Genomic DNA, 16,753 nt, shown 5'->3' with positions numbered 1-16,753 from the left:
CCTAAAATTAGCGCCTTTATCTTTTTATTTCGAATTCCAAATACTAAATGAAAACTCTGTACTCTTGACTCTATATTCTAAAAACTCACAACGGCAATTCCACCGCTTCCGCACCAATTTTGTATCCATCAGGCGTAAACAAAAAGCTTTTGGGATGTTCCGGGTTCTTGATGATTTCTAAAAGTAAAAATCCCCATTTTTTCCAAAAGCTTTCCAGCACCTGGCCATAGGTTTTGTTAGTCCATTCATCAAACATTGGGCGGCTGCTGGTGCCGCGTAAAGGGGCAGCCTCTATAAAAATATCATTGCCTACCGGCAGTACATCATATTCGGGCAAACGGTTGAATAAAAAGGCCGAATAAAATACCCGGGCATTAAATTCTTCAAACTGTATGGGGTGCAGCGTGTCGTTTTTAAGCTGATCATACATTTCCTGGTGGTAACGCAAGTTGGAACCATTATCCTGCAAACAGATAATCAACCCAAAATCATTGATGCGGAGCGAAAACGTCAGGGTGTTAATTTCATCGCGGTAGCCAAACTCATTTTCGGCATTGTTTACCCTGAACAGAAACAGGCTGAATGGTTCGAACTCATCAAAAACAATAGGCAAATTGATGCTTTGCAACATCATCAGCAAGTTGCCAAACTTATGCCCCAATGCCTGCGACAAGTGGAATGCATCGCCTTGGGCATGCTGCTGCCTGATGCCGGCCTGCATCTCGTTAAAAATAATACCGTACAATAATTTACCCGCCCACTGAAACAGCTTTAACGGCTCCAATGCTTTCACCGCATCATAGCCTTGGGTAAAAGCGGCCTCTATCTCGGTTTCCAGCGGTGTAATGTACTGGTCGTTAATACTGGCCAGGCAAGGCAGTTTTAAATCTTTATAGCCGGTATAGCTTTCGTCGAGCAATTTAATGGCTTTATCTTCAAGGTTATAGCGGCTCATTAGCCAGGCCGGAAAAACCTGTATTTTTTCTTCTTCACTTTGCAGAGGCTGCCCGGTTAAAAAGCAGTTGCGGTTGCTAAAGTTATATCGGGTAAACGGGTTGTAAATAGTTGCCGGCATGAGGGCAAAGATACAAACCCGGCACAAGCTACACAGTGCGTAGCATCATTCACAAGTAATTTCGTTAGCTTTAAATTTTATTATGAAGTTAACGTTTGCCCCTTTCGAACTGCACTTAAAGCATCGTTTTACCATTGCTAAGTTTTCGCGTACCTCAACGCCTTTGATGCTACTGCAATTAGAGCATGATGGGCAGGTGGGCTATGGTGAGGCCTCGATGGTGCCATATATGGGCGAAAGCTTACAAAGTGCTGCCGCATTTTTAAACAGAGTAGACGTTAGCCAGTTTAAATTGCCTTTTGACTATGCAGTAATCATTAACTACCTGGATGCCATCGAGCCGGGCAACCCAGCCGTAAAAGCTGCTATTGATATTGCCCTGCATGATCTGGAAGGCAAATTGCTAAACCAGCCCTGCTGGCAATTGTTGGGAAGCCAGCCCGAAAATATGCCGATAACCAGCTATACTATCGGCATAGATACGCCGGAAATATTTAGGCAAAAGGTAGAAGAAGCTGCCGGTTATAAAGCTATAAAGGTGAAGTTAGGAAGCACTGATGATAAGCAGCTGATTGAAATAGTGCGTTCGGTTACCGACGTTCCTTTATATGTGGATGCTAACCAAGGCTGGACGGATCGTGAAGCCAGCCTGGATTTGGTTTACTGGCTGCAAGAGCAGGGTGTACAACTGATTGAGCAGCCCATGCTTAAAACAGACCCTGATAGTAATGCCTGGCTTACAGAACGCAGTCCTGTTCCTATATTGGGTGATGAGTCGGTACAGCGCCTGAGCGATATTGACAAAGCACATGGCGTATATCATGGTATTAACATTAAGCTCATGAAATCGGCCGGAATGTTTGAGGCCAAACAGATGATTGACCGGGCCCGTGTACTGGGTATGAAAATATTGATGGGCTGCATGAGCGAAACCAGTTGCGCCACCTTAGCCGCCGCCGCCCTGGCCCCGCAATGTAATTGGGCCGATTTAGATGGGCCACTGCTCATCAGCAACAACCCTTTTACTATGCCGCAGTTAGAAGAGGGTAAATGGGTGCTGACGAATAGTACAGGTTTGGGATTAGTTCAATAACATCATCCCAAACATTACTAAAAAGACATGGCGTTTTGCTATTCTTTTACAGGGCGTTCGGTAGCCCTCACCTGTTTAAGCAGTCTTATTTTGAGGATAATAAACATTACTGCCACAAACAGCGCACCTATCAAAGATGCATATTGTTTATGCGAATAGCCCCAGTACACAATATACAGACATACAAAAATACCTATGTTGTATACAACACTCAGAAATAGTTTAGAACCCATCAGTTAGTATACGCTAATGTTCGGATCAATCTCGCTGGCCCAGGCTAATATACCACCCTGCAGGTTGTAAAGATTGGTAAAGCCTTGCTGCTCTAACTGCATAATGGCCATGGCACTGCGTTTGCCGCTGCGGCACATCACCACTACAGGTTTGTCTTTACTGATTTTATCAGTTTCAATTAAAACGCCGCCTAACGGAATATTTTCGCCTTCCAGATTCGACATCTGATACTCAAAGTCTTCGCGCACATCAATCAGCTGAAAATCCTCACCGTTTTCTTTCATTCTTTTCAGCTCTTCAACAGTTATTTCTTTCATAATGCTTTAAATGATAACGTTCAAAGGTAGGCTTTTAATCTATAAATATTCCGTCTGCATTTTGTAACAATCAGCATTTGACGGCGTTTTACTTACAGGTTAGAAAATTTTATTTGTAGATTAGTGTTGATGAAAAAAGTTACACGCTTTTTTTGGTTCTGTTCGGGAGCGCACATTGAAACCTTAAAAAAGTACCCCATTGAGCATAATAAGTATGTAGGTATTGGGGCCACTATATTTTTTACTGCTTTATTTGCCTGTATGTCGGGCGGGTACGCCATGTACTTTGTGTTTAGCGGTAATGTTTTAGCACCTGTTTTTGCTTTGTTATTCGGTATTATTTGGGGGCTGGCCATTTTTAATATGGACCGTTACATTGTAGCCAGTATTAATAAACAGGGTAGTATTAACATGCAGATACTGCAGGCTACGCCACGTATACTGTTGGCCATCATGATCGGTATTGTAATATCGCGTCCGCTGGAGCTCAAGATATTTGACAAAGAAATTCGGAATAAACTAAAAGGGGCTTATTTGAAAGGGCAAACCCGTAAAATTGATACGCTGCAAAAAACTTACAAGCAGAAGTATGCCATGGAAATGGGAAAGAGTACCGAGCTTAAAAAAGAAAAAGACTCTTTAGAGCGCGATATTAACCGTTCGCGTGTACAACTAAATCAGGAAGTTTTTGGTGATAAGAACGACCAAACTTCAGGCATTATAGGTTACGGCACATATGCCAAGCAAAAAGAAGGTATTTTGACAGAAAAGCAAAACCGCCTCAAAACCGTAACCGAAGAGTTAGACCGCCTGGAGCAGTATCTGGGTCAGCGCAAAGATTACGAAGGCTTGAACAGTACCCGTTTGTTCAGTAATGTGCAGTTAGATAGTTTGGCTAACGTAGCTGGGTTTTCTGACCGTAACTGGGCTTTGGGGCAACTGGCTTTTAGAGAGGATGGCAGCAAGGATTTAGACACCTATATGGCGCAGTCTTTTATAGGCTACTTGTTTATCTTATTTGAGTGTTTGCCGGTATTTGTAAAGCTGATGTCGCCTAAGGGGCCTTATGATGTAGCCGTAGCAAAAATTGCTGAGGCCAACATTCATTATGCCGACCGGGATAAAGATAAAGAGGTGATTGTAACCGACAACTTATTTGACCACCAGGTAGGGGCAGATATTGAAAGAAAAAAGAAAATTATCACCAATCAATCAGACTATGATTTTGAGCAGCATAGTTATGAGTGACGCTATAGCCTGTTAATAAAAGCGAAAGGGCTGCCATTTTTCATGGCAGCCCTTTCGCTTTTATTGGGTATAAGTTTAATCCCGGTCGGGCACTTGTAAGTACACGCCCTCTTCAACCTTGGTTTTCTTTTTCATAATCAGGCGATGCTGTGCCAGGTCATATTTATCAAAAATAGAAATCACGTGCACCTTTAAGCCCTCAATAGATACCGGGGCTCCCATTTCCACATCATAAATATTAGTGGCCGACATGCCTTTGCCGTCAACTACAATAGTCAGGCCCGAGCCAATGGCTTCCATCATGCATCCTTCAGTAATTAATAACCCGGCATCTTCGCCTAAGCCAATACCTAAAATGCCGGGGTTGCTGGCTACGGCATAAAACAAACGGCCAATACGCCCCCGTTGTACAAAGTGGGTATCAATAATAACGGAGTCAATAAAACCCAATCCGGCGGTAATCTGCACCTCGCCTTTAACAAGTGCTTCGTTGCTCTGCCCCCGGTAAATCATATTGGTAGATGCAGCAGCAGCACCTGCCGATGTACCGGCTATAATAAAATGCTCGTTTTGGTATCTTCTTTTTAAGATTTGTAAAAACTCGGTGCCGCCGAATATAGAGCTCAAGCGCAGCTGGTCGCCGCCGCTAAACATCACAATGTCGGCCTGGCGTATACGTTCCAGATAAACTGGGTTGCTGGCGTCTTCCCGGTTGCGGATGTCAATTACATTTACATTTTCAATCTCCAATTGATTAAAAGCTTTGATGTACTCCTGACCCACCAGTTCCGGAATTTGCGAAGCGGTAGTAATCACTTCTATTTTAGAGCCCAGTTGTTTAGCTGATTCGTTAATCATGCGACGGAGTATTCCCCGCTCAAAAAATTTGATATAATCGGGCTGTAAAATATGCTCTTCGGCACTTATATTCGTACCCATATCAACAGCTCCACCTATTATTATCAATTTACCTTTCGGAACAATCATCTGTATCTTAAATAGTCAATATTTACAAATTAATAGAAAAATGCAGTAAAACTGTATTTATTATAAAATAAAATCGCTTTATAGCATCAAAAATTGCATTGAATTGTTACAAGCGTTAAATTTATAGACAATCCTTACATTTACCTTGCCATAACTACTATCTAACGCATGAAAATAGAAAAGATTCAGGTGCTGCGCGGCCCTAATATCTGGAGTATAAGCCGGAAAAAATTAATCCAGATGCGGCTTAATCTCGAAGAATTGGAGAACCGCCCCACCAATACCATTGATGGTTTTTTGGAGCGTCTGAAGGCATTGATACCAAGTTTACAGACGCACCGCTGTTCGCCGGGAATACCCGGGGGCTTTTTTATTCGTGTGGAGCAAGGTACCTGGATGGGGCATGTGGTAGAACATATTGCACTTGAAATACAAACATTAGCAGGCATGAATACTGGTTTTGGCCGCACGCGCGAAACCAAAACACCCGGTACCTATAATGTAGTATTCAATTATCTTGAAGAAAAAGTTGGTGTTTACGCTGCCGAAGCTTCAGTACGCATTGCTGAAGCCCTGATTAAAGGTGAAGAGTATACCCTGGAAACCGACATCCAGAAAATGCGCGAGATTCGCGAAAACACCCGCTTAGGACCAAGCACCGGCTCGATAGTGGAAGAAGCCATTTCGCGCGACATCCCGTGGATCAGGTTAAATAATCAATCGCTGGTACAGTTGGGTTATGGTAAAAACCAGGTACGCATACGCGCCACCATGACCGAACACACCAGCAGCATAGCTGTTGACTTGGCTAGTAACAAAGAAGAAACCAAGCGCATATTGCAGGAGCAGGCTATACCCGTAGCCGCAGGTATGACTATTACCCGCAAAGAGGAGGTAAAAGAGGCTATACGGAAAATTGGTTTCCCTTTGGTATTTAAACCATTGGATGGTAACCATGGCCGCGGAGCAAGCATCAACGTAAAAACAGAAGAAGGTGCCGTTGCTGCGTTTGAGCACGCCGCCCGTATATCGCGCAAAGTAATTGTAGAAAAATTTATTACCGGTTATGACTTTCGGGTGCTGGTGATTGATAATAAAATGGTAGCCGCCGCACTGCGGGTACCTGCACACGTAACCGGCAACGGCGAGCTAACCGTGCAGCAACTTATCGACGTGGAAAACAACGACCCGCGCCGTGGTTACGGGCACGAAAACGTGCTGACTCATATCTCAGTTGACAGAGATACGATGGATTTGCTGACCAAGAAAGGTTATACTTTAGATACCGTACCACCGGCCGGCGAAGTGGTTTATTTAAAATCTACAGCTAACTTAAGTACAGGCGGTACATCTGTAGATGTGACCGACCAGGTACACCCGCAAAATATTTTCTTTTGCGAGCGTATAGCCCGGGTAATAGGCCTGGATATTTGCGGCATTGACATCATGGCCGAAAATCTGACCGTACCTTTAACTGAAAACGGAGGTGTGGTTTTGGAAGTAAATGCGGCACCAGGTTTCAGGATGCATATTGCGCCAAGTGAAGGTTTGCCGCGCAACGTGGCGGGCCATGTGGTAGACATGCTTTATCCGCAGGGTAAATCGGCCCGTATACCTATTATTGCCACTACCGGCACTAACGGTAAAACCACCACTACCCGCTTGATAGCCCACATTGTGAAAAATAATGGTTACCGGGTAGGCTTCACCACATCAGATGGCATTTATGTGCAAAACACGATGCTGGTTAAAGGTGATACTACCGGCCCGCAAAGCACGGAGTTCATCTTAAAAGACCCTACCGTTGATTTTGCCGTTCTAGAAAGTGCCCGTGGCGGCATACTGCGTTCGGGCCTGGGTTATGGTCGCTGTGATGTAGGGGTAATCACCAATATTCAGGAAGATCACCTCGGTATATCCGATATTCATACTTTAGAAGACCTGATGAAGGTAAAAAGTGTGGTGATTGATGCTGTAAAAGAAGACGGTTGGGGCGTGCTTAACGCCGATAATGAATATTGCGTGCGCATTGGTCGCAAAGCTAAATGTCATGTTGCCTACTTTAGTTTAAACGAAAACAATCCGGTAATTAAGTCGCATTGCCACAAAGGCGGTGTTGCCTGTATCTACGAAAACGGGTTTATCACCATTAAAAAAGGTGATTGGAAAATTCGCGTACAACGTGTTTCTGAAATTCCGGTAACATTTAATGGTACCGTGCCTTTCATGATTGAGAACGTGATGGCGGCTACGCTGGCAACCTACCTTTACGGGTTTAAAACGGAGGATATCAAAAACTCATTGCATACGTTTGTGCCTTCGGCATCGCAAACGCCGGGTCGCATGAATATCTTTAACTTTAAAGAGTTTAGGTTTATGGTTGATTTTGCCCATAACCCCGCCGGTTATCAGGGTATCAAAACGTTTTTGACCAGTATTGACTCACCTCAAAAAATTGGCTTAATAGCCGGTACAGGAGATCGCCGCGACGAAGATATACGCGAATTAGGCCGTATTGCCGGTAGTATGTTCGATCATATTTTAATGCGGCAGGAAAGCCATCTTCGTGGCCGTACCCGCGAAAATATTTTAGGCTTACTGGAAGAAGGAATTAAAGAGGTTAACCCGGATATACCGATTAACGTGTTAGACGATAAAACTGACTCTATTAGCTATGCTATTAATTTAGCCAAACCTGGCGCTTTTATTACAGTTTTAAGTGATGCCGTACATGGCGCCATTGATATTGTACAGGCATACCAGGAAAAAGAGCGAAGCGCACAATAAGTTACAGCATCTGCTTTTTAGGGTTTGAAGCAGGCTTGCTCAAATAAAAATGCCATAACAGCATGGCAGCTATACTGCGGTAGGGCTGCCATGCATTGGCTAATACTAAAATTTCTTCTTTGGGCGTTGCGACAGGTAAATGTTTTAGTTTTTTTACTGCATTGATAATAGCTAAATCTCCTACCGGAAATATATTAGTCCGGTGTAAAATCATCAGCAGGTAAATATCTACTGTCCAGTTGCCGATACCTTTTAAAGCAGTTAACCGGGTGCGTACTTCATCATCACTCAACTGCACCAACTCATGTAAATCAAGCTGTTTACTGAGCAATGCTTCGGCCAGGTAACGTATATAAGCGGTTTTTTGCCGACTGAAATAACAGGCTTTAAGTTCTTCGTCGGTTAGTAAAAGTACCCTGCTCGGGGTAATTTGCTGTATCTTTTCTTTCAGTTTGTTGAGCGCCGACAATGCCGATGCCAGCGAAACCTGCTGCTCCAGTATAATATGTACCAACGACTCGAAAGTATTGGGCCTCGACCAGTAAGGCGGATATCCATATTGACTGATAATGGCCGCCAGGTCGGCATCCTGAGCCGCCAACTGGTCGCATAAGGTGTGATAGTTATCGAGTGTAAATACGGACGGGCTCAAAGTGCTGTTTTAACAATTAACAGCGTTAAAGCCATTAGGTTGCTATAAGTAAGTTAAACCTACCGGATTATTACTATCATAAAAAACAGGCTCAAAATTCTGATCGGCCAGCTCGCAGGCGGATGACACCGAGAGGCAGTTTACGTTGCCAAAAATAGAAGCAATAGCTGCATCGGCAGCATCGCGGCCGGTAGCTATTTTTACCAAGCCATTTAATGGCGCCAGTTGGGTAGCATCAAAAATAATCCATTTGCCTCCTAAATAAGCTTCAAAACAAGCATGAAAATCGGGTGGATTAAGCTGGTAGGCGTAGCCTGTAAAGTAGCGGGCTGGTATATCTAAAGCCCGGCAAAGCGCAATACCCAAGTGCGCAAAATCGCGGCAAACTCCGGCCAATTCGGTAACCGTATCATATGCTGAAGTTTGCGAGTTGGTAGAACCGCTTAGGTATTCTACGTTATCATGTATCCATTGGGTAAGTGCTACTACTTTTTCAAATGCATTATTAAATTTACCAAACTTGTTGTTGGCAAACCGAAACAGTTTGTCCGACTGGCAATAACGGCTCGGAAAAATGTAAGGCAGCACCATGGGGTCTGCATCTGCAATTGGAACTTGCGTAAGCTGGCCAGCCGGCGTTAACTTAAAAGAAGTATCAACCAGGGCACTGTAGCTTATGTTTAACATGGTAGGCTCGGTAACTTCGAGCCTGATAAAACGGTTTTCGGTATAGTGCGAAAACTCTTCAATTTTAAAATAAGGTTCAACCGTAAAAGTTTCTTCGAGGATGGCTTGGGCCGGGGTGCGCAATGCATGTATATTGAGTATAAATGTTGATGGCGCAGTTACTTCGTAACCCAATTGCCCGGTAACCTTAAACTTCATGCGGGTCGGTTTTATTAATAGTGTTGTTTTCCAATTGGTTAAACGCGTTGTCAATCCATTGGTTTGAGGTATTGTTGAGCGCCTTTTTTAACTCTTCGTGCCATTGGGCCGATACGTTTTCCAGATCGGTACTTTCATAATGATAATCTACCATATTAAAGCTGCCATTCTTATACAAAGCCACATCAATAGGAAAGCCTACATCAACCGCACTGATGCGGGTAGAGTCAAAAGACAGAAAGCCGGCTTTTAGCGCCAGTTTCATGCTGGTATCTCCTTTTAAAATACGGTTTAATATGGCTTTGCCTTGCGCTGCATTACCAATGATGACGTATGGGGCACCATTACCTAACTCTACCCAGTTACCTTCGGGGTATAGCAAAAAAAGCTTGTGTTCTTCATCGTCTTTCATCTGTCCGCCAATAATGGTGTTCAGGTTAAACTTAAAGCCGGCTTTTTCTAAAGGCTCTCGGTCTTCTTCAGCAACGCGCTTTACTTGTTCTCCAAAGGCATTAACCACCTTATATAGTTTGTTGTACTGCTCCAGGTTAGTTTCCAGCAGTTCATCAAAATAAATAATGGCTTTATCGCGTACCGAGCGTAAACCGCTGGTCATGATAAATAACGAGCACTTATCTTTTTGTACAGTGGTGAGTTTCTTTTTAGTAGTTACATCAGTACCCGATGTAATGCGGGTATCGGCAATGGCTACCAGTCCTTCTTTTACTTTAATGCCCAGGCAATACGTCATAGCAGGTCAAATCAATAAATCAGCGCTGCAAAATAGAATAATTTACAAAACTTTATAATCAATTTTAAACAGCGCTTAAGGCATATTTGCGTTTGCCAGGCATATTAAGTGTTATGCATAAGATGAACATCCAAATCATCACCACTGTGATGAAGCTGTAAAATTTAAAGACATCAGTTAACGTTTGGCCAATAATGGCTTTCGAAATTACATCGGTAAGCAGGCAAAGTACGCAGGTGACAACGAGTAGCACAGTTCGCTTTTCGTGTATTAAGGTATGGAAAACATAGGTGTAAATAAAAATAGCACAAACGTGGTGGTGTGCCCACACCCGGCCGGGCAGTAAAAGTGTAACTAAAAAAATAAGGCTGTAATCTGCCGCCGAAAATGCTTCTTCTTTTTTAACATACCGGTCGTAAACAAACTTGGCAGTTAATGCCCCCATCACAATTATCTGAAAGTATAAAATAATAGTTTTTAAAATGCTTGGCGATAAGTGAAATAAAGGCGACAACCCGACGGCTGCATTGCCGGTATCCAGCTTTTCGAGCAGGGCCGGTATACCCAGACTTATAATATTTTCGTCAATCTGTCCTTTCGAAAATGGTGCAACAAAAGCTGCGTAGTAACCTTGCCAGTCGTTAAGTCCGGTGGGCCAACCTCTTAACAAGGCAGGTATAATGATAAATGGTAAGGCGATAAGTATAATTTTAGGCCAGTCTTTAGGCCCGCGTTTAATGGCTGCAAAAGCCAGGAACAGTACCGGAGTAATTTTAAAAAAGGTTCCGGCCATAAAAAACACATAACTGAGGCCAAATTTTTTTTGTTGATAATGCCTTATGCCCAGCAGCGTTAAGCACAACACCGGTAAATTGGCATTCATCCATATGTAATTGTGCCAGTAAAAACCGATGGAAAACAGAAAGGCTAAGATTAAAGGCCAGGTGGTATTGCTTTGAGGATAATATAGCTCAAAAATGTTTTTAGTCAGAAAAATTGATGCCATCCACAAACCGTAATTAACCAGGTAAGTAAACACAAAAGCCGAAATATGAAACGGAAAAGCAGAAAACAGGCTGAAAAACAAAGCTGCGAAAGGTGGGTAGGTAAAACCACCATCAACTAAACCTGGTGTGTATAATTTTTCGCCACTTAAAAAATGCTTGCCGGTTTGCCAGTAAATATAATAGTCGCCGGCAACATCGGCCTTCATACCGCGCTGGTATGATATAAATATAAAAGCGACAGATATAACTGCAAGCAGTAGCGTAAGGTGGCGTTTATGGAGCTGCATGAATGTTTTAAGGAAAAGTATGGCAAAGGTAGTTATAAGGTGTTTATGCCCTTGTATGATTGTTGCTACGCGTTACGGTTTAAATAACATAATTTTGATTTAACATTGCTGTTTGTATGATATCCTTTGCTCATCGTGTGTTTTTAGAAGTTGCTGCCAATTTGAGTTTCTCAAAAGCAGCCCAGGTGCTGTTTATTACCCAGCCGGCCATCAGCAAGCATATCAAAGCACTTGAAGACCAGTATAAATTACCCCTGTTTGAACGCCGGGGCAACAGCATTATTTTAACCGAAGCCGGTAAAAAGTTGAATGAGTATTTGTTGCAGGCTACCGAGATTGAGCGCAAGGCCGAATATGATTTATCAGTATTGAGTAACCAGGCCCAGGCTGCTGGGCATTTGCGCTTAGGAGCAAGTACTACTATTGCTTTATATATATTACCACCTATTTTGTCCGGTTTTCAGCGGCAATACGCCAGCGTAGGGGTGCAATTAGTAAATCGTAATTCAGAATATATACTTAACGCTTTATTAAATCACGAGGTAGATATCGGAATTATTGAGGTAGATAATAAGTTAACCAACGTATCTTATCAGCCTTTTATGAGCGATGAGGTAATACCGGTATGTTCGGCTAAAAGTCCGCTTTCGGGCAAATCATTAACCTTAAAGCAGTTTTTGAAAACACCCTTGGCCTTGCGCGAGCGCGGATCGGGAACATTGAATGCATTGTTGAAAGCTTTAGCCGATCATCATATTAAGCCTGCCGAACTTTTGGTAAAAATAAGATTGGGAGGAACAGAAGCATTGAAAAACTTTTTGCTGGCCGACCAGTGTCTTGGTTTTATGCCGCGCCCATCCATTGTGCGCGAGCTGGCCGAAGGTGATTTGGTAGAGGTTCCGATAGAAGGGCTAAAAATTACCCGTAACTTTTATTTTATCCGTCGTAAAGGAACCGAAGATTATGGGTTAACCAGCAATTTTATGAATTACGCGTTGCAACACCATTAAATTAAATTTCTGAAAACTTTACATTTTGCCTGATGTAGTATTAAGGACGATGCAGAAGAGCATCATTAAATTGACAAAAGAAATGGCAAATTTAAGTAACCGTAAAGTAGCTATCCTGACTGAAGAGGGATTTGAGCAGGTGGAGTTAACCAGTCCGAAAGAGGCTTTGCTGGCCGCTGGTGCCACCGTACACATTATATCGCCTAAAGGCGGAAAAATTAAGGCGTGGGACCAAGACCATTGGGGTATTGAAGTAGACGTTGATAAAGTGCTGAGTGATGTAAGCCCGGATGATTATGATGCCCTGGTGTTACCCGGCGGTGTATTAAACCCGGATAAATTACGCCAAAATAAAGATGCAGTGGCATTTGTATCTGCGTTTTTAGACGAAAGTAAACCTGTAGCAGCTATATGCCACGGTCCGCAAATGCTGATTGAAACCGGCATGATAAAAGGGCGCAAGCTAACATCATACCCATCACTGCAAACCGATTTGAAAAATGCCGGTGCCGAGTGGGTTGATGAAGAAGTTGTAACCGATAAAGGCTTAGTAACCAGCCGTACACCGGCCGACTTGGAAGCGTTTAACAAAAAAACAATTGAGGAAATTGGCGAAGGCGTGCATGATGCTGCCCATAGCTAATGGTAATTAGTGTAAACTAATATTGAAACGGATTTTTTCAAAAAAGCAGAACTACAATAGGTTCTGCTTTTTTGTTGCGCAGTAATCTATATTTGCCCAATGCCTCAACAAAAAGCCCTGATTATTGGTGCCGGTATAGCCGGAATAGCTACGGCTATACGCTTAGCTGTTAAAGGTTACGCTGTTGAAGTATATGAAGCCAATCATTATGCGGGTGGCAAATTATCCGAGTTTGAACAGGGAGGTTACCGTTTTGATGCCGGCCCAAGTTTGTTTACCATGCCTCAATATGTAGATGAATTATTTACATTGGCCGGTAAAAACCCGACGGACTATTTCAGATACCAAAAACTGGATACCGTTTGTCGTTATTTTTTTGACGACGGTACTCGCATCAACGCTTATGCCGACCCCGGCAAACTGGTTAACGAAGTAAACAAACAAACCGGCGAGCCTGCCGCATCATTACAAAAGTATTCGCAAAATAGTCGCCGCATTTACGAAATCACTAATCATGTGTTTCTGGAGCAATCGTTGCACCGCTTAAAAACTTATTTAAGCTTGAATACGGTTAAGTCGATACTTCGATTTTTTCAGATTGATGCTTTCAGGAGTATGAACAAGGCCAACGAAAGCTTTTTTGGAGACAAACGGCTGGTGCAATTTTTTAACCGTTATGCCACTTACAACGGGTCTAACCCTTACCAGGCACCTGCTACTTTAAATGTTATCCCTCACTTAGAACAATATTTTGGCGCTTACTTTCCGGAGGGCGGCATGTACAGCATTACCACAAGCCTGGTTAAATTAGCTCAGGATTTAGGCGTGAAGTTTAATTTTGGAGCAGTTGTAGAAGAGATTGTGCTTGAGAAACGCAAAGCTGCCGGTATTACAGTTGCCGGTAAGTTTATGACGGCTGATATAGTAATCTCCAATATGGATGTTTGGTTTACCTATCGCAAACTGCTAAGCAAGCATCCCAATCTTTTTCCCGAAAAAATATTAAACCAGGAGCGCAGCAGCTCAGCTTTGATTTTTTATTGGGGTATCCGCAAACAATTTGCGGAACTTGATTTGCACAACATACTTTTTAGTGCCGATTATGAGGCGGAGTTTAATGCCATCTGGAAACAGAAAACTATTTACCACGACCCAACGGTGTATCTCAATATCAGTTCTAAATACGAAACCAGTGATGCGCCATCCGGATGCGAAAACTGGTTCGTGATGATTAACGTGCCGGCTAACACTGGACAGGACTGGGAAAGCCTGATTGCCGATGCCCGGCGTAACATTATCAAAAAGCTCTCGCACCAGTTGGGCCAAGACATTGCCCCGCTGATTGTTGACGAAAGTATTTTAGACCCGCGGAGTATAGAAAGCCGCACATCATCTTATCAAGGCTCATTATATGGCACCAGCTCAAACAGCCAGTTTGCGGCTTTTTTGCGCCATGCCAACCGGTCGGCTAAAATCAAGAACCTGTATTTTTGCGGAGGCAGTGTGCACCCCGGTGGCGGCATACCGCTGGCGTTGTTGTCGGCCAAAATTGTTAGCGATTGGGTTTAAGGCATTATTGCAGACGGGTACATAAATCGAATAAAAGCTGCGAATAGATAAAAAGTCGGACGCAATCATTATAATTGCCAGTTGATGGCTTTTTTACAACTACCCGAATTAGGACAAATTCATTACCACGAATATGGCACCGGCAATAAGCCTATGCTGGCTTTTCATGGTTATGGCATGACGGGGCGGCAGTTCGAGGTGTTACAAAAATCAGTACTCAGCAAATACCGGGTGTACAGTTTTGACCATTTTTTTCATGGGCAAACCCAGTTAAATAGCTGGACCGAGCAACAGATATTATCCGGAATGCCCAGGGAGTTGATGCGAGCTTACTTGCAGGCCTGGTTTAACCAGCATGGCGGTCTGCAGCGCATTAGTTTGATGGGCTATTCGATTGGGGCCAACCTAGCTTTGATATTAATTGAAGAATTTGCTGAGTGGATTGACGAAATTATCCTGATGGCACCCGATGGACTATCGGTATACAAAGGCTTTAGGTTTTTAATGCATAACCCGGCCGGTAAGTATCTTTTTAAAACCGTTACCAAAAGTAAATGGCTGGCTCCGGGTGTGCTGAAGGGTTTAAAACGGGTAAAGTTTATTGACGAGAGTCTTTACAAGATAGCTTACAGTGAAATGGACACACCGCAAAAGCGGCAGGATGTGTATTACACTTTAAATCACATCAAACAGTTGCAGCCCGATGTGGTTAAAATAACGGGTTTAATTAATCAATATAACATCAAATGCCACCTTGTGTTCGGTAAGTTTGATATGCTATTCCCGGTAAGCTCCGCCGCCAATTTTATAAGTAAGCTTCAAAGTCCGCAGGTACACGAGGTGCCGCAGGGGCATTGGCTGGTTACGCCGCAATTAGATGAATACCTGGTAAACTGTAAACTATGATACCCGCACGCCGCAACGATTTATTTAGTAACTGGTTTGCCAAGTATATGCGCTACCGCATGCGCAAGGCATTTAACCGCATTGTAGTTACCCCTTTTGAGCCAAAACCGGGGCATTCGGTGTTGTTACTTTGCAATCATTTTAGTTGGTGGGATGGTTTTTTTGGTAACTATTTAGCCTATTGGCACCTGAAGCGTAAGCTGTATATTATGATGCAGCACGATCATCTCGAAAAGCGGATGCTGTTTAATTTGTTCGGTGGTTTCTCGATTGAAAAGGGGACGCGGGAGATGCTGAAATCATTACACTATGCTGCTGATTTATTAAACACACCCGAAAATTTAGTGGTGGTTTTTCCACAAGGGGAGTTGATTTCTAATCATGCGACAAGCGTAGGCATCGAAAAAGGAATTGAGCGTTTAATAAAACATATTAAAGGCCCCTGCCAGATTGTGTATGCTTGCACGCTGATTGATTACTTTGAAAGTTTAAAGCCATCGGCTTTTATTCACTTATTTGATTGCGGCACGGCTGGCGAAAAGCCTTTCGAGCAATTGGTGCAACATATCAATAATTGTCATCAGCAAGCACTGAAAAACCAGATTCATGTTGAACATTAGCGGCATATTTTAGCTGGCCATGCAGTGGTATTCATAACTTTTAATACGGTTAAGTTTTTCTTTTAACACGCCTCTGGCACGATGCAAAGTTGTGCGCGATACCAGTTCGGTAATGCCCAGGGTTTCGCCAATTTCCTGGTGCGAGTAACCTTCAATAGCATACAGGTTAAATACGTTACGGTAGTTGCTTGGCAGTTCGCTAATCATGTTCAGCAGTTCTTTAGCTTCCAGGCCTTGCTCAGTATAGCTCATATTTAAGGTTACACCTTCGGGCAATGCATCGGTTAATAACATGGGTTTTTGTTTACGAAAGCGAGATATGGCGGTGTGTACCATAATACGGCGAATCCATCCTTCCAGGCTGCCTTCGTTACGGTATTTATGCATCGAGGTAAAAACCTTAATAAAACCTTCCTGCATAATGTCTTCAGCCTCGTCGCGGTCGGTAGCATAGCGCATGCAGGCGGCCAGCATACGCGCAGCTAAAACTTTATATAATGATTCTTGTGATTTGCGGTCTTGCTGTAAGCATCCTTCCCATATCCTGTTTAAGCTGTTCTCAATAATCATGGCTTTATATTATAAGTTGGTAAGCTTATGCCAACTTTGGCACCATGTTTTTAAATTAATGATAATCAAGTTGTTAAATATTTTAAGTGATATGCAAGTGTTCGTTACCGAA

The 16,753-nt window shown here is 43.1% G+C and carries 17 protein-coding genes; 8 read left to right on the top strand and 9 right to left on the bottom strand.

Going from position 1 to position 16,753, the window contains the following annotated elements; translation table 11 throughout:
* Nucleotides 1-85: 85 nt before the first annotated feature.
* Entirely contained in the window at nucleotides 86-1,075 is a 990-nt protein-coding gene (locus tag AAGR14_RS20860; RefSeq protein ID WP_342646178.1) for a hypothetical protein, read from the bottom strand.
* Nucleotides 1,076-1,157: 82 nt separating this feature from the next.
* On the opposite strand from AAGR14_RS20860, the gene AAGR14_RS20855 reads away from it, so the two are divergent.
* A complete protein-coding gene (locus AAGR14_RS20855; protein WP_342646177.1) occupies nucleotides 1,158-2,168 on the top strand; it encodes a dipeptide epimerase in 1,011 nt (336 codons plus the stop codon).
* A 38-nt stretch (nucleotides 2,169-2,206) separates the two neighbouring features.
* Here AAGR14_RS20855 and AAGR14_RS20850 read toward each other — a convergent pair whose 3' ends face one another.
* Together AAGR14_RS20850 and AAGR14_RS20845 are read right to left on the bottom strand one after the other, a co-directional pair.
* Nucleotides 2,207-2,401: a DUF6358 family protein gene (locus tag AAGR14_RS20850; protein ID WP_342646176.1), complete on the bottom strand. Its 195-nt coding sequence runs from the start codon at nucleotides 2,399-2,401 to the stop codon at nucleotides 2,207-2,209.
* A gap of 3 nt (nucleotides 2,402-2,404) precedes the next feature.
* The gene (locus tag AAGR14_RS20845; RefSeq protein ID WP_342646175.1) at nucleotides 2,405-2,719 is read right to left on the bottom strand and encodes a rhodanese-like domain-containing protein; all 315 of its coding nucleotides are present in this window, start codon (nucleotides 2,717-2,719) and stop codon (nucleotides 2,405-2,407) included.
* A gap of 129 nt (nucleotides 2,720-2,848) precedes the next feature.
* Here AAGR14_RS20845 and AAGR14_RS20840 point away from each other — a divergent pair, with 129 nt between their 5' ends.
* Entirely contained in the window at nucleotides 2,849-3,967 is a 1,119-nt protein-coding gene (locus tag AAGR14_RS20840) for a DUF4407 domain-containing protein (protein ID WP_342646174.1), read from the top strand.
* Between the two features lie 75 nt (nucleotides 3,968-4,042).
* Here AAGR14_RS20840 and AAGR14_RS20835 read toward each other — a convergent pair whose 3' ends face one another.
* Entirely contained in the window at nucleotides 4,043-4,906 is an 864-nt protein-coding gene (locus AAGR14_RS20835) for a cyanophycinase (RefSeq protein ID WP_342646173.1), read from the bottom strand.
* Nucleotides 4,907-5,122: 216 nt separating this feature from the next.
* Between AAGR14_RS20835 and cphA the strand changes: the two genes are divergently transcribed.
* A complete protein-coding gene (gene cphA, locus AAGR14_RS20830; protein WP_342646172.1) occupies nucleotides 5,123-7,741 on the top strand; it encodes a cyanophycin synthetase in 2,619 nt (872 codons plus the stop codon).
* Nucleotide 7,742: 1 nt separating this feature from the next.
* Here the strand turns inward: cphA and AAGR14_RS20825 are convergent, their stop codons facing one another.
* From AAGR14_RS20825 to AAGR14_RS20810, 4 genes are all read right to left on the bottom strand, one after another.
* Nucleotides 7,743-8,393, bottom strand: a complete 651-nt coding sequence (locus tag AAGR14_RS20825; RefSeq protein ID WP_342646171.1) for a DNA-3-methyladenine glycosylase 2 family protein — start codon at nucleotides 8,391-8,393, stop codon at nucleotides 7,743-7,745.
* 42 nt (nucleotides 8,394-8,435) lie between these two features.
* Nucleotides 8,436-9,278: a transglutaminase family protein gene (locus tag AAGR14_RS20820; RefSeq protein WP_342646170.1), complete on the bottom strand. Its 843-nt coding sequence runs from the start codon at nucleotides 9,276-9,278 to the stop codon at nucleotides 8,436-8,438.
* Nucleotides 9,268-10,029 (bottom strand): peptidase, encoded by a 762-nt coding sequence (locus AAGR14_RS20815; RefSeq protein ID WP_342646169.1) that lies wholly within the window; start codon nucleotides 10,027-10,029, stop codon nucleotides 9,268-9,270. Before AAGR14_RS20815 ends, AAGR14_RS20820 begins: the two co-directional genes overlap by 11 nt.
* A 64-nt stretch (nucleotides 10,030-10,093) precedes the next feature.
* The gene (locus AAGR14_RS20810; protein WP_342646168.1) at nucleotides 10,094-11,323 is read right to left on the bottom strand and encodes a glycosyltransferase family 87 protein; all 1,230 of its coding nucleotides are present in this window, start codon (nucleotides 11,321-11,323) and stop codon (nucleotides 10,094-10,096) included.
* A 116-nt stretch (nucleotides 11,324-11,439) separates the two neighbouring features.
* Here AAGR14_RS20810 and AAGR14_RS20805 point away from each other — a divergent pair, with 116 nt between their 5' ends.
* The 5 genes from AAGR14_RS20805 to AAGR14_RS20785 all read left to right on the top strand — a co-directional run bounded on the left by AAGR14_RS20805 (nucleotide 11,440) and on the right by AAGR14_RS20785 (nucleotide 16,071).
* Nucleotides 11,440-12,333, top strand: a complete 894-nt coding sequence (locus AAGR14_RS20805) for a LysR substrate-binding domain-containing protein (protein WP_342646167.1) — start codon at nucleotides 11,440-11,442, stop codon at nucleotides 12,331-12,333.
* A gap of 82 nt (nucleotides 12,334-12,415) precedes the next feature.
* Entirely contained in the window at nucleotides 12,416-12,976 is a 561-nt protein-coding gene (locus AAGR14_RS20800; RefSeq protein ID WP_342646166.1) for a type 1 glutamine amidotransferase domain-containing protein, read from the top strand.
* Nucleotides 12,977-13,075: 99 nt separating this feature from the next.
* Nucleotides 13,076-14,545, top strand: coding sequence for a 1-hydroxycarotenoid 3,4-desaturase CrtD (crtD, locus tag AAGR14_RS20795; protein ID WP_342646165.1), 1,470 nt, complete (start codon nucleotides 13,076-13,078; stop codon nucleotides 14,543-14,545).
* Nucleotides 14,546-14,629: 84 nt separating this feature from the next.
* Nucleotides 14,630-15,451 carry an alpha/beta hydrolase gene (locus tag AAGR14_RS20790; RefSeq protein WP_342646164.1) on the top strand — a complete coding sequence of 274 codons (822 nt, stop codon included), beginning with the start codon at nucleotides 14,630-14,632 and terminating at the stop codon, nucleotides 15,449-15,451.
* On the top strand, nucleotides 15,448-16,071 hold the full coding sequence (locus AAGR14_RS20785; protein ID WP_342646163.1) for a lysophospholipid acyltransferase family protein: 624 nt from the start codon (nucleotides 15,448-15,450) through the stop codon (nucleotides 16,069-16,071). The genes AAGR14_RS20790 and AAGR14_RS20785 overlap by 4 nt, the downstream gene beginning before the upstream one ends.
* 9 nt (nucleotides 16,072-16,080) lie before the next feature.
* Here the strand turns inward: AAGR14_RS20785 and AAGR14_RS20780 are convergent, their stop codons facing one another.
* Nucleotides 16,081-16,641 carry an RNA polymerase sigma factor gene (locus AAGR14_RS20780; protein WP_342646162.1) on the bottom strand — a complete coding sequence of 187 codons (561 nt, stop codon included), beginning with the start codon at nucleotides 16,639-16,641 and terminating at the stop codon, nucleotides 16,081-16,083.
* Between the last annotated feature and the right edge of the window lie 112 nt (nucleotides 16,642-16,753).

The organism is Mucilaginibacter sp. CSA2-8R (assembly GCF_038806765.1).
Lineage (GTDB): Bacteria > Bacteroidota > Bacteroidia > Sphingobacteriales > Sphingobacteriaceae > Mucilaginibacter.
The sequence above is the reverse complement of the archived record's forward strand: the minus strand, read 5'-3'. Positions and strand labels throughout refer to the sequence as shown.